The organism is Sporichthya sp. (assembly GCF_013815995.1).
Classification (GTDB): domain Bacteria; phylum Actinomycetota; class Actinomycetes; order Sporichthyales; family Sporichthyaceae; genus Sporichthya.
Genome location: NZ_JACDFE010000012.1, coordinates 25,749 through 38,365, shown reverse-complemented (window position 1 = coordinate 38,365; position 12,617 = coordinate 25,749). Strand labels below are relative to the sequence as shown.

Here is a 12,617-nt window from a genome sequence, read left to right as displayed (position 1 = left end):
GGCGTCGACCGCGGGAGCCGCGCCGATGTCGGGGCCGGCGCCGGCAGCAGCCGCTGGCCCGGCCGCGCGTTGGGCCGCAACGGACTCCTTGACCTCCTGGGAGGCACCACAGGCTGAGATCAGGGCACCGGTCGCCACCAGGGCGATCAACCGGATCGACGTGACGGAACGAGTTGAGGGCACGCGCAACTCCGAACACTTGTTGTGCTGAGGGACCAAAGACGTGGGGTCAAAGGTACGAAGGGGACGTGACTGGGGTCACTGTGTGGCGGGCACAACGTCGGATGCCGACTTTGGGCTCACCGGACCACCCCCGCTGACCACCTGCGTCCCGCGGCCCCTTCGGTTGCCAGATCGTGACAAAACGGCACCGCGGAACGCGCCCGGCCGAGTGCGCACCGTGATAACACGCCGGTGAGCGGGTTACCGAGGGTGATCCCGGTCACGCGAGGTGATTCTCTGTGTCCGTGTGCCGGTGGCGCTGACCCGAGCGCGGCGGCGCAGATCGCGGCGGCCGTCCGCCGGGTTGCTGCGTCCCGCGCTTAGAGTGAGGACTTCGATGAGCACCAGCACCTGGTTCGAGGACGAGGACACCGCCTCCAACGCCAGCGGCAACCCGGACCGCCCACACGACGCCATCAACCTCTCCACCAAAGAGTTCTGGTGGACCACGATGGACGAGCGGGAGAAGACCTTCGCGGTGCTGCGCACGGAGCGGCCGATCACCTGGCAGCCGCCCTTCGAGGACGGGCTGATCGACGAGCCGGAGGACTACGGCTACTGGGCGATCACCACGCACCGGCACCTGGTCGAGGTGACCCGGCGCCCCGAGGACTTCCTGTCCGCGCCGTCCATCCTGATGGAGAACCTGCCGGTCCAGGTCATCGACGCCGCGCAGTCGATCATCGCGATGGACGCGCCCCGCCACCCGCCGCTGCGGCGCCTGATGGCCTCCGCCTTCACGCCCCGTCAGATGCGCACGATCGAGGATCAGATCAACGCCAACGCGGCGATGGTCGTGGACAACCTGATCCAGAAGGCGAAAGAGTCCCCGGACGGGTGGGTCGACTTCGTCGCCGAGTGCGCCGCCCCGCTGCCGATGCACAACATCAACGACATGATGGGCATCCCGGACGGGCAGCGGCAGGAAGCCGCCGAGTGGATGATGAAGGCCACTTCCTGGGGGGACCCGGAGTACGCGGGACCCACCAAGGACGACGCGATCACGATGCTCTTCGACGCCGTCGTCTACATGCACGACCTGGCCGGCGGGTTGATCGAGGAGCGTCGCGCGAACCCCGGGCCGGACCTGTTTTCGTCCCTGTGCGCCGCCGAGGTCGACGGCGAACAGCTCACCGACCACGAGATCGGGTCGTTCTTCGTCCTGCTCACGATCGCCGGCAACGACACCACCCGGCAGTCCCTCGCCCACGGCATGCGGGCGCTCACCACGCACCCCGAGCAGCGCGCCTGGCTGCTGGAGGACCTGGCGGGACGGATGTCCACCGCCGCCGAGGAGATGGTGCGCTGGGCGACCCCGATCATGACCTTCCGCCGCACCGCTTCGCGGGACTGCGAACTCGACGGCATCCGGATCACCAAGGGCGACAAGGTCGTGCTCTTCTACTCCTCCGCCAACCGGGACGAGCTGGCCATCGAGCGCCCGCACGAACTCGACCTGTCCCGGCACCCGAACCCGCACGTCGCGTTCGGCGGCGGCGGCATCCACCACTGCCTGGGCAATCAGCTGGCCCGGTTCCAGATCCGCGCCCTGTTCACCGAACTGCTCACCCGCTGCCCGGGCATCGAGGCTGGCGAAGTAGAACTTACTCCTGGTAACTTCTTCCATGTAGTGAAGCGGATGCCGTGCCGCCCCTTTCCTTCCTGAACCCGGCTCGAGCTGTTTCGGAGGTCCTTGATGAGTGACCACGTCGACGTTCTGATCATCGGTGCGGGTCTCTCCGGCATCGGCGCCGCAGCCCGGTTGCAGCGCGAGCGTCCCGGCCTCAGCTACGAGGTGCTGGAGGCCCGGGACGCGATCGGTGGGACCTGGGACCTGTTCCAGTACCCCGGGATCCGCTCCGACACCGACGCCTTCACGATGGGCTTCTCGTTCAAGCCGTGGAAGGGCCGGGAGTCGATCACCTCGGGCGACTCGCTGCGCACCTACATCCGCGACCTGGCCCGCGAGTCCGGCGTGGACTCCCGCATCCGGTACCGCACCAAGGCGCTCGGCGCTTCGTGGTCCTCCGCCGACGCGCGTTGGACGGTCCGCGCGGAGAGCGCCGGAGCGCCGGTCGAGATCACGGCCAACTTCGTCTACCTGTGCACCGGCTACTACGACTACGACAAGGGCCACACCCCGCACTTCCCCGGCCAGGAGGACTTCGCGGGCACGATCGTCCACCCGCAGTTCTGGCCGAAGGACCTGGACTACACCGGCAAGCGCGTCGTGGTCATCGGCAGCGGCGCCACCGCGATCACGCTGGTGCCGTCGATGGCCCCGACCGCCGGGCACGTGACGATGCTGCAGCGCACGCCGAGCTGGGTGCTCTCACTGCCCGCGGTCGACCAACTGGCCGTCGTCCTGCAGAAGGTGCTGCCGGCCGGGGCCGCCCACCGCGTCGTGCGGGCCAAGAACGTGCTGACCATCCAGGCCATGTACGCGCTCAGCCGCCGGCGGCCGGACACCTTCAAAAGGATCTGTCGCAGGACCGCGCTGCACTTCCTCAAGGACTCCGCCCTCGTCGACGAGCACTTCACGCCGAACTACGAGCCGTGGGACCAGCGGCTGTGCCTGGTGCCGGACGGCGACCTGTTCAAGGCGATCCGCGGCGGCTCCGTCGACGTTGTCACCGACCACATCGAGCGGTTCGAGTCGGGCGGTATCAGGCTGACGTCCGGCCGGTTCCTCGAGGCCGAGGTCATCGTCTCCGCGACCGGGCTGGCGCTCAAGCCGCTGGGCGGGCTGACGCTCGAGGTCGACGGCAAGTCCGTCGACATCGCGGACACCCTGACCTACCGCGCGTGGATGCTCTCCGGCGTGCCGAACTTCGGCTTCTGCTTCGGGTACTCCAACAACTCGTGGACGCTGCGGGCCGACCTGTCCGCGCGGTACCTGACCCGCCTGCTCGGGCACCTCGCCTCTCACGGCTACGACACCGCCCTGCCCACCCCGCCGGCCGGGATGGAACGCCGGCCGTTCCTGGACCTGAGCTCGGGTTACGTCCAGCGCGGCATCGCGCAGTTCCCGAAGGCGGGCACCTCCGGCCCGTGGCTGGTCACGCAGAACTACCTGGGCGATGTCCTGGCCGCACGCCGGGCCGACATCACCGAGGACATCGTCTTCAGCACGCGGACCCGCACGCCCGCTCGGGTCGGTTGATCGTCAAGCCGTCGAGCAGTCAGTTGGCGAGTTTGCCGACCGTCTCGATCGAGGCCGCCATCTGCTCGGCGGTCACCCGCGGGAAGAAGCCCTTGAACCGCTCGTCGGGGCAGGCGCTCCAGTCGCAGTAGTGCTCGATGTCGGTGCCGCCGTCGGCGTTCGGGGTGAGCACCCAGCTGTAGACGTGCCCGCCGGGCGTAATGCCGCCCAACATGTGGTCCATCGACCCGGGCGGCTCGATCATCGGGGACCAGGTGATCCGCTCGTCCGGCTCGAACTCGGTGACGGTGTTGCGCATCCGGTAGTCGCCGAGCGGGTCCTGGTTCATGTCCATGTCGAAGCTCTGGCCCGCCGCGCTGATCGGGCTGCCGTCGACCAGGCCCTGCAGCTGACCCGCGCCGTCGATGTCGCAGTGCCGGTTGGGGTCGGCCAGCACGGCGAAGACCGCCGAGGGCGAGGCGGACACGGATCCGGTGACGGTCAGGCGCTCAGCCATGGGGGCTCCAAATATGTCGGGGGGCGTTAGGGCATCCAGTCACGCACCGACCGGAGTGTCAACGGCTGTTGGTCGGTTTACCTCGTCGGGTCGGCCCGGTCCGCAGCCCCTGCTCGAGCATGGCGATCGCCCGCTCGACCCGGACGGTGAAGGTGTCGGAGTCCTGGCCTTGCGCGTGCACGCAGGCCCGTAAGGAACTGACGATCGCGCCGCCCACGACGTAGCAGTGCAGGTCGGGCCGCTTCAAGCCGGCCGCAGTCGCGAAGGCGGCGGCGATGACCTGCTCCCACACGATCAGGTTGGTGGCCATCGGGCCCTGCAGGGCGGGGTCGGAGAGCCAGAGTCCGAACTGGGCGGCGAAGAAGTCCGGGTCGGCCTCGGTGAAGTGTTCGACGCCCGCCACCACCCCGGCGCGCACGACCGGCCAGGCATCGTCGCCGCGCTTGATTCCGGCACACGCAGCCCGGAACGCTTCGCTCGCCTCCGGAACACCGATGAAGACGGCGTCCTCCTTGGCCGCGAAGTACCGGAAGAAGCTGCTCGGGTGGTAGTCGGCGGCCGCGGCGATGTCCGCGACCGTGGTCGCCTCGAAGCCCTGCTCGGTCATCAACGTGACCGCGCAATGCGCCAGATCCCGCCGGACCCGGGAGCGACGCAGCTCGACCTTCGACTGACCCGGCACGTCGTTCACGGTACGCCATCGCAATGTTGCGAGTGACTCTTGTTTTTGGAAGGCACTCCTATCTACGCTCGACCCATGGACCGGACCCTCGAGCTCGACGTCGCCACCCGCCTGCTGGACCTGATGGCGAACCCGGACATGTCCGTGGGCGAGGCCTGAGCGCGGTGTCGGTCGAGGAACGCGCCGGGGCGATCTGGGTGCTGCCGACCGCCCACGGCGAGCCGTTCGACCTGGACTCGTAGCTGCCGCCCTTTCAGCGGCCTACCGTCTCCAGATCCGCACGATCGTGCGGGCAGGAGGTCGCAGATGAACGCCGTGCTCGGAACCGAGGACCGGGCCGGTCGTGCGGGCGTAATCCGGCTTCGACGCACGACCCTCGGCCTCAGGCAGGGAGACCTCGCGGACCTGGCCGGAGTCTCTGAGCGCTTCATCCACGCCATGGAGAACGGCAAGACCACCGTCCGACTCGACAAGGTAATCGCGGTCATCACGACGCTCGGGCTGCACCTCGAACTTCATCCTGGCAGCGGAGCGAGCCTGAAAAAGATCTGACCCGAGGTCAGGGCTGGTCGCGCCAGCGCTCGTCGGACGGGTCGAGCAGGGACCGGATCCGGTCCTCGCTCGCCCAGGCCAGGGCCTCCAGGGTAAGCGCGTCCAGGTAGGACACCCGCTCGTTGGTCAGATCCTCGATGCGTAGCCGGGGACCGTTGCCGCGGCGGTCGATCGAGAGGTGCACCGCGGCGAACTCGTTCTCGACGACGCCCAGGGGCTCGATCGACGGATCGTCCATGTCGCCGTCTCAGATCAGGAACGAGAGCGTGTAGAGCGGCTGGTCGCGGTCGACCAGGGTGACCTTCTTGAAGGCCAGGCGAAGCTCCGACCCTTGATCGGTGTCGACCCGCCGCAGCCGGTACTCGACGCGGCCGGCCCAGAACGTGGTGCCGCGTTCGCGCGACTCGACCGCGAGCAGCGAGGCGACGACCTCGGTGTCGCCGTTCTCCTGCAAACCGAGGACCTCGACGTTGGTGATCTGGTGCACCACGTTGGACTTCGGGGTCTGCGAGTGTCGCTTGCCCGACTTCAGCTGACGGATCCGGGTGCCGATCCGCGACCGGTTGTCGAAGAGCACCGAGACCTGCGTGTTCGGGTCCTCGGCGGACTCACCCCCGGCGGGGACCCAGTAGATGGCGTCGTCGGTCCACAGCGCCTCCCACCCGTCGTAGTCGTGGGCGTCGGCGAGGCGGGCCTCGCGGTAGAGGAACTGCTCGGCCTCGGCCTGAGCGATGGTCCCGAGTTCGATCGACCCTTCGGCCACCGCCGTCATCACTTCTCCATCAGGGTCTTGTAGTGCTTCCAGATCGCCCGGATCGGGACCTCGTCAGTGTTGTATCCGATCAGGTGCCCGTTCTCGTCGACGCGCTCCCGGTTGGCGCCGCGGTTGATAACCAGCCACTCCGGGTTGCGGGCCTGCACGCCGCGCTGATTCCGCTCGTACATCTCCGAGTCGTCGGCCAGCAGGAAGCCGGCCGGGCCGACCGAGCCGATGGTCTGCTGCAGCAGGCGGCGGTTCATCTCCTCGCCGTCCTCGAACTGAATGGCCGTCACGTGCTGGACGGTCTCGTCCACCGCGAGGGGCTGGATGACGAAGATCTGAATCTCCGCGATGAACAGGTTCGGGAAGACCATCAGGTGCGGCGAGCCCTCGATGAGGATCTCGTCGGCCTTCTCCCCGTGCAGCTCGCGCATCTTCGCGACGTAGTTCGGCACCTTGTCCTCGGTGGTGCCGAACCAGCCCATCACGTTGCCGAGGCGGCGGAACTCCGGGCGCAGGTCATTCTCGGTGTGCCCACCGCCGAGGTCGCGGCTGACCGCGTCGGCGTTGTCCGAGTAGAGCGCGCCGATGCCGCTGTCGGCGGCGGCGAAGACCGAGGAGTGCACGAACTGCGGGTGATACCCGTCGGTCTCGTTCTCCAGCAGCATCTTCCAGTTGGCCTTGGCCTTGTGCTTGAGCCAGCCCGCGGTCAGCTTGATCTTGCCGGTGGGCGAGAGCCGGACCAGGCGGTCGATCTCGCCGGCGGCGTCCCCGAGGTGCTCCGTCAGTGAGGGACCCTCAGTTGCGAAACTGCCGAACACGAAGCCCTGGTAGGACTCCACGCGCGGCACCTTGCCCAGCCCGAGCTGGGACCTGTCGGCGCCCTCGTAGCCCTTCTTGTAGGGGAAACCGAGCAGCTCGCCGTCGTTGGCGTAGGTCCAGCCGTGGTACTGGCAGCGGAACGCCGTCGAGTTCCCCTTGGGGGCGTCGCAGACCAGGTTCGCGCGGTGCGCGCAGCGGTTCTGCAAGAGGTGGATCGACCCGTCCTTGGCCCGGCTCAGAATCACCGACTGCGGACCGAACGGCTTGACCACGTAGTCGTTGGGCTCGGGCACCTCGGACTCGTGTCCGACGTAGACCCACGTGGTGTAGTAGATCTTCGCCATCTCCTCGGCGAAGATCTCCGGGTCGGTGTAGAGCGACCCGTGCACCCGGTCGGACTGGATCAGCGCGTCGTACTTGCTTCCGACGGCTTCATCTAAGGACGTCATGACAGCTCCTTGCCGACCACGGACACGAACGAGACACAACTACCCGGGCGACCGCCCAGATTGTGCGTGAGACCGAGCTTGGGATCGTCGAGCTGGCGCTCCCCGGCCTCGCCGCGGAACTGCAGCCAGCACTCGAAGAGCATCCGCAGACCGCTGGCCCCGACAGGGTGGCCGAAGGACTTCAACCCGCCGTCGGGGTTGACCGAGATCCGCCCGCCGAGGTCGAAGTCGCCGGTGAGTACCTCCTTCCAAGCACTGCCCCGCGGGGAGAACCCGAGGTCCTCCATCAGGACGATCTCGGTCGGGGTGAAGCAGTCGTGCACCTCGGCCAGGTCGAGGTCCGTCGCCGAGATTCCGGCCTGCGCGTAGGCGTCGTTCGAGCTCACGACCACCTCGGGGAAGGAGGTGTAGTCATAACCCGGGTCGGAGGCGCCGCTGCCCGGACCGGCCACCAGCGAGAGCCTCGCACCCAGCGTCGCTGCGACATCGGCCAGCGCAAGGCGGTGCGCGGGCAGGTACGCGGCGTACGCCACGATCCCCTGCGGCATGCAGGTCCTCCGGTGGTGGGGCGGTTCTCGGTAACACGTCGGTCACACTGATCGGACAGTGTGTCCAGACTACCACTCCGCAGGAAGCCCGCCAAGCGCCATCCAGCCCGGGCGGCCCGCCTCATCGCCACAGGTGGTGGGGCGAGCCGAAGGGGTCAGCGGTAGACGCCGATCTGCTTCATCAGGCCCAGGAGGTCGTAGGTGGCGTAGAGGTAGCAGGCGCGGTCGCCGCGGAAGTCGAAGACCTCCAGGCCGGAGAAGTCGAAAGCCTTCCCGGTGCCCTCGATCCCGGGCGGGTCGAGCCGGCCCGAGAACGTCCCGGTCCCCCGCCAGCTGAAGGCGGCCCGAGCCAGGTCGTCGCGGAACATCGGCGGGTCCGTGACCTCCCACTGCAGATCCGGGTAGGCGCCCAGTACGTAGCCGATGTAGTCCGCAGCGGCCTGCCGGCCCTGCACCTTCCAGCCGGTGTGCCGGGTGGTCGGGCTGTCCAGGACGAAATCCTCGGTGAGGATGTCGAAGCAGAGCTCGGGCCGGTTCTGGTTCCAGGCCGCGATCCAGCCGTTGGCGTACCAGTCGACGGCGAAGTCCCGGTCCAGCGGCGTGCGGTCCGCGGTCATCTTGACTCCCTGACAGTTTTGAATCTAGATTCAAAACTAGCTCACGCGGAGGTGGCAATGGAAGGCCATGCCGACGACCTGGTCCGGAAGCTCTACGACGCGCTCGCCACCGGCGACGCCGCCGCGATCTCGGCCTTGCTACACCCCGACTTCCGCGGCGTGATCGCCGAGGGGATGCCGGCGGGAGCCGGTCAGCACGACGGAGCGGACGCGATGTGGTCCGACGGGTGGGCTCAGATCGGGCGCGCGTTCGCTGCCGGGCCGAAGCCGACCGAGATGACCGCCCTGGTCGACGGGCGTCTGTTGGTCAGTGGTCGGTACCAAGGGCACGGCCGGCGCGGCGGCGGGCCGCTCGATGCGGCCTACACCCACGTCTTCAGCTTCCGCGACAACCGGATCAGCGGCATCGAGCAGGTCAGCGACACCGCGCTCTGGCGGGATGCCGCCTCCCCGTTCCGCTCCATGACGTTGGAGGTCGCCGACGGCGTCGCCACCGTCACGCTGAACCGGCCCGACGTCGGGAACGCCTTCGACGTCACGATGACCGACGACCTGCTCGAGCTCTCGACCCGACTGTCCCGCGATCCCGACGTGCGCTGCGTGCTGCTGCGGGCCAAGGGCGCTTTCACCGTCGGCGGCGACATGCGGTTCCTCGGGCCCCAGGATTCCGGCGAACGGGCGGCCACGCTGCACCGGATGATCGGTGACTACCACGTCGCCCTCGAGCGGCTCGCCTCACTGGACGCTCCCCTGGTCGCCGCGGTCAGCGGCTCGGCCGGTGGGGGCGGGCTCGGGCTGGTCTGCGCCGCCGACGTCGCGATCGCCGCGGACGACGCCGCCTTCGCGCTCGGCTACGCAGCGCTGGGAATGACCTCCGACGGCGCCAACTCCTGGTACCTGCCGCGCCTGGTCGGCCTGCGTCGGGCCCAGCAGATGTTCCTGCTCAACAAGCGTCTGACCGCAGTCGAGGCGCTGGAGTGGGGTCTGGTCTCGGAGGTCGTCCCGGCCTCCGAGGTCGACGCCGAGGCCGCCCGGATCGCGGCCAAGCTCGCGGCCGGGCCGACCCGCGCGTTCGCCGCGATGCGCCGCCTGCTGCGGGACAGCTACGACAACTCCTTGCGCGACCAGCTCGCCGCCGAGCTGCGCGAGGTCGACGAGATCGCCCGCACCGATGACCTGAGCGAGGGCATGAGCGCCTTCGCCGCCCGCCGCCGCCCAGAGTTCCGCGGCCACTGACACGCAACGTCCGAGGCGGCGTGAGCTATAGCGCTCGCTCCTTCGGACACAAAGAGATGGAGACCCGATGGACAGCTCGCTGATCGTCGACAGCCCGGAGCGCGCGCTGTTGCGCCAAGCCGTCGGCCAACTCGTCGGCGGGTACGGGCACGCCTACTTCGCCGACTGCGCGACCCGGCACGTAGAGCCGACCGAGCTGTGGAAGGACCTCGGCGCGGCCGGGTTCCTCGGCGTGCACCTCTGCGCCGAGTACGGCGGGGGCGGCGGCACGATGACCGACCTCGCGGTGGCGATCGAGGAGACCGCGACCCAGGGCTGCCCGCTGCTGATGAGCGTCATCTCCCCCGCGATCTGCGGCACCATCCTGGACAAGCACGGCAGCCACGAGATGAAGTCGCACTGGCTGCCCGGCATCGCCGACGGCTCGCTCAAGATGGCCTTCGCCATCACCGAGCCCGACGCCGGCTCCAACAGCCACCTGGTCACCACGACCGCGCACCCTTCCGGGGACGGCTGGCGGGTCAGCGGGACCAAGTACTGGACCTCCGCGATCGACGAGGCCGACGGGGTACTGGTCGTGGCCCGCCGGCCCGAGCCGGAGCCCAACGGCAAGCACGCACTCTCGCTGTTCGTCGTCCCCACCGACGCCCCGGGGCTCAGCTGGACTCCGATCCCGTCGGCCCTGTCCCAGCCGGAGCACCAGTTCACCGTGTTCTTCGACGACGTCGCGATCGGGCCGGAGGCGCTGATCGGCGTCGAGGGTCAGGGCCTGCGCCAGGTGTTCGCCGGGCTGAACCCGGAGCGCATCACGGCGGCCTGCATCAGCAACGGCATCGCCCGCTACGCCCTGAACAAGGCGGTCCGCTACGCCTGCGAGCGGCAGGTCTGGAACACCCCGATCGGCGCGCACCAGGGCGTGTCCCACCCACTTGCCGAGTGCTACATCGGCACCCAGGTCGCGCGGCTGACCACCTACCGGGCGGCCGAGCTCTACGACCTCGGGCTGGAGGCCGGCGAGGCGTCCAACATCGCCAAGTTCGTCTCCGCGGACTCCTCACTGCGCACTCTGGACCAGGCGATGCAGACCCACGGCGGCAACGGGATGTCGCTGGAGTACGGCCTGGCCGACCTGTGGTTCGTCGCGCGCATGCTCAAGACCGCGCCGGTCAGCCGGGAGATGGTGCTCAACTTCGTCGCCCAGCACAGCCTGAAGCTGCCGGCCTCCTACTGATGGCCACCCGCACCCTCTCCAAGAGCGAGGCGACCCGCGAGCGCATCCTCGACGCGACCGCCGAGGTACTGAACACCAAGGGCTACGCGGGCACTCGGCTCTCCGACATCGCGGAGGTCGCGGGCGTCCAACCCACCGCCGTCTACTACTACTTCGACTCGCGCGACCTGGTGATCGGCGAGGCCGTGCAGGAAGGCCTGCGCCGCGTCCTGGCCTCCGTCCAGGAGGCCCTCGCGGCACTGCCCGCCGGTGCCTCGCCGATGGACCGGATCTCCGCCGCCGTCGCGGCCCATCTGCAGGCCACCCTGCGCGACTCGAAGTACGGCGCCGTGGCAATTCGGCTCGCTTCCTCACTGCCGCCCGCGATCCGCGAGGCACAGCTGGTCGACGAGCGCCGCTACGGCGTGATCTGGCGGACGCTGATCGCCGACGCGGACCGCGCCGGTCAGATCAACTCCGCGCTGGACGCCCCGGCGGCGCGGATGCTCATCCTCGGCGCCCTGAACTGGGCCGCCGAGTGGTGGAACCCGTCCCGCGGGTCGCTGACCCGCACCATCGCGACGGCCCAGCTGATGGTTCGTCAGGGCTTGAGCGCACCTTCGGAGGAATCATGACCGACTACGACGTTCTGGTGATCGGCGCCGGCGCCGGCGGGTTGTTCGCCGCCGCACGGCTGGCCAAGGCCGGCCGGCGGGTGCTGGTCGTCGAGAGCCTGGACAAGGTCGGCGGGCGCGCGTCCACCACCGAGGTCGACGGCTTCAAGGTCAACGACGGCGCGATCGTTCATCGAGGTCGGCGGGATCACCGAAGAGACCTGCAGGGAGGTCGGGGCGCGCTTCGACATCCGGGAGCCCTCGCCGCCGATCCTGTACCGCGTCGGCAAGAAGGACGTCGACGTCACCGGTGGCGGCTGGGGCCTGCTGCTGTCGAAGATGTCGCGGTCAGGGGCGAAGATCCTCGGCGGCATCGGTGCGGCCCGCTCCGACGACGGTCTGCCCGAGCACGAGCAGACGCTCGAGCAGTGGCTGAACACGTACACGAAGAACGAATCGGTGCACGGCATCTTCCGCAACATGTGCGCCTCGATCTTCGCCGTCGGCTCCGATGAGCTACCGGCCCGGGTGTTCCTGACCTACTTCACCCGCAAGAGCGCGTTCAAGCGATTCGGCTACCACCCGGAAGGCACGATCGGTCTCTGGCGCGCACTGGCGGACGCGACCGTCGCCAATGGCGGCGAAGTTCGCTTGTCCACCGAGGTGACAAGCCTGGCGATGGAGCCGGACTCGGCGACCGCCGTGCTGGGCGACGGCAGCACCGTCACCGCCCGCGTGGTGCTCAGCAACGTCGGCCCGTCGGGCACCGTACGCCTGGTGGGCGAGGAGCACTTCGACGCCGACTACCTGCTCGCGGTCAAGCGGGCGGACCGGCCGAGCGCGATGATCACCGTCAACTTCGCCAGTCAGGAGCGCCTGCTGGAGCAGCCGGGCATGCTCGGGTTCGCCAAGTCGCGGCGGCTGGCCTACATGGCCAACTTCACCGACCTGTGCCCGGAGATGGCGCCGCCCGGCTGGCACCTCTACGTGGCCACCGCCGTGCCGCGGCCCGCGGTCGGGGACTTCGACAGCCGAGCGCGCGTTCTCTCCGTCGTGATCACCCGGGACGCCTGGCCACCGCAGCGCGCGGTCGCCGGGTTCGACCTGACGCCCGAGACGCCGCTACCGAACCTGTGGAACCTCGGCGACGGGGTGAAGGAGTACGCCAACGGCGGCACGACCGCGTGCGCCGAGACGTCGAGGCTCGTCGTCGAGCGAGTACTGGAGAGGTTGGGATCATGACCGC

Annotated in this window: 12 protein-coding genes and 3 pseudogenes; 7 read left to right on the top strand and 8 right to left on the bottom strand. The window is 68.9% G+C overall.

Annotation, left to right across the window (positions count from 1 at the left end; genetic code table 11):
- Positions 1 to 183: pseudogene (locus H0X00_RS02985) on the bottom strand (hypothetical protein); the annotation flags it as partial.
- A gap of 376 nt (positions 184 to 559) precedes the next feature.
- On the opposite strand from H0X00_RS02985, the gene H0X00_RS02980 reads away from it, so the two are divergent.
- Both H0X00_RS02980 and H0X00_RS02975 read left to right on the top strand, forming a co-directional pair.
- Entirely contained in the window at positions 560 to 1,888 is a 1,329-nt protein-coding gene (locus tag H0X00_RS02980) for a cytochrome P450 (RefSeq protein ID WP_293767225.1), read from the top strand.
- Positions 1,889 to 1,918: 30 nt separating this feature from the next.
- Complete coding sequence (locus H0X00_RS02975) at positions 1,919 to 3,385, top strand: NAD(P)/FAD-dependent oxidoreductase (RefSeq protein ID WP_293767224.1); 1,467 nt, start codon at positions 1,919 to 1,921, stop codon at positions 3,383 to 3,385.
- Positions 3,386 to 3,404: 19 nt separating this feature from the next.
- Here H0X00_RS02975 and H0X00_RS02970 read toward each other — a convergent pair whose 3' ends face one another.
- Together H0X00_RS02970 and H0X00_RS02965 are read right to left on the bottom strand one after the other, a co-directional pair.
- Positions 3,405 to 3,881 (bottom strand): hypothetical protein, encoded by a 477-nt coding sequence (locus tag H0X00_RS02970; RefSeq protein ID WP_293767223.1) that lies wholly within the window; start codon positions 3,879 to 3,881, stop codon positions 3,405 to 3,407.
- 58 nt (positions 3,882 to 3,939) lie between these two features.
- Complete coding sequence (locus H0X00_RS02965) at positions 3,940 to 4,563, bottom strand: TetR/AcrR family transcriptional regulator (protein WP_293767222.1); 624 nt, start codon at positions 4,561 to 4,563, stop codon at positions 3,940 to 3,942.
- A gap of 306 nt (positions 4,564 to 4,869) precedes the next feature.
- Here H0X00_RS02965 and H0X00_RS02960 point away from each other — a divergent pair, with 306 nt between their 5' ends.
- Positions 4,870 to 5,115, top strand: a complete 246-nt coding sequence (locus H0X00_RS02960; RefSeq protein ID WP_293767221.1) for a type II toxin-antitoxin system Y4mF family antitoxin — start codon at positions 4,870 to 4,872, stop codon at positions 5,113 to 5,115.
- A gap of 7 nt (positions 5,116 to 5,122) precedes the next feature.
- Here H0X00_RS02960 and H0X00_RS02955 read toward each other — a convergent pair whose 3' ends face one another.
- From H0X00_RS02955 to H0X00_RS02935, 5 genes and pseudogenes are all read right to left on the bottom strand, one after another.
- Complete coding sequence (locus tag H0X00_RS02955) at positions 5,123 to 5,353, bottom strand: hypothetical protein (protein WP_293767220.1); 231 nt, start codon at positions 5,351 to 5,353, stop codon at positions 5,123 to 5,125.
- A gap of 9 nt (positions 5,354 to 5,362) precedes the next feature.
- Positions 5,363 to 5,887 carry an aromatic-ring-hydroxylating dioxygenase subunit beta gene (locus H0X00_RS02950; protein ID WP_293767219.1) on the bottom strand — a complete coding sequence of 175 codons (525 nt, stop codon included), beginning with the start codon at positions 5,885 to 5,887 and terminating at the stop codon, positions 5,363 to 5,365.
- Positions 5,887 to 7,146, bottom strand: coding sequence for an aromatic ring-hydroxylating dioxygenase subunit alpha (locus tag H0X00_RS02945; protein WP_293767218.1), 1,260 nt, complete (start codon positions 7,144 to 7,146; stop codon positions 5,887 to 5,889). Before H0X00_RS02945 ends, H0X00_RS02950 begins: the two co-directional genes overlap by 1 nt.
- Positions 7,143 to 7,607 (bottom strand): annotated as a pseudogene (locus H0X00_RS02940) (acetyl-CoA acetyltransferase); the annotation flags it as partial. The pseudogene H0X00_RS02940 and the gene H0X00_RS02945, both read right to left, overlap by 4 nt.
- A gap of 242 nt (positions 7,608 to 7,849) precedes the next feature.
- The gene (locus tag H0X00_RS02935; RefSeq protein ID WP_293767216.1) at positions 7,850 to 8,311 is read right to left on the bottom strand and encodes a nuclear transport factor 2 family protein; all 462 of its coding nucleotides are present in this window, start codon (positions 8,309 to 8,311) and stop codon (positions 7,850 to 7,852) included.
- Positions 8,312 to 8,368: 57 nt separating this feature from the next.
- On the opposite strand from H0X00_RS02935, the gene H0X00_RS02930 reads away from it, so the two are divergent.
- The 4 genes and pseudogenes from H0X00_RS02930 to H0X00_RS02910 all read left to right on the top strand — a co-directional run bounded on the left by H0X00_RS02930 (position 8,369) and on the right by H0X00_RS02910 (position 12,613).
- Positions 8,369 to 9,547 carry an enoyl-CoA hydratase-related protein gene (locus H0X00_RS02930; RefSeq protein WP_293767215.1) on the top strand — a complete coding sequence of 393 codons (1,179 nt, stop codon included), beginning with the start codon at positions 8,369 to 8,371 and terminating at the stop codon, positions 9,545 to 9,547.
- A 67-nt stretch (positions 9,548 to 9,614) separates the two neighbouring features.
- On the top strand, positions 9,615 to 10,778 hold the full coding sequence (locus tag H0X00_RS02925) for an acyl-CoA dehydrogenase family protein (protein ID WP_293767214.1): 1,164 nt from the start codon (positions 9,615 to 9,617) through the stop codon (positions 10,776 to 10,778).
- Positions 10,778 to 11,392, top strand: a complete 615-nt coding sequence (locus H0X00_RS02920) for a TetR/AcrR family transcriptional regulator (protein WP_293767213.1) — start codon at positions 10,778 to 10,780, stop codon at positions 11,390 to 11,392. Before H0X00_RS02925 ends, H0X00_RS02920 begins: the two co-directional genes overlap by 1 nt.
- A pseudogene (locus tag H0X00_RS02910) lies at positions 11,389 to 12,613 on the top strand (phytoene desaturase family protein). The gene H0X00_RS02920 and the pseudogene H0X00_RS02910 overlap by 4 nt, the downstream one beginning before the upstream one ends.
- Positions 12,614 to 12,617 lie beyond the last annotated feature (4 nt).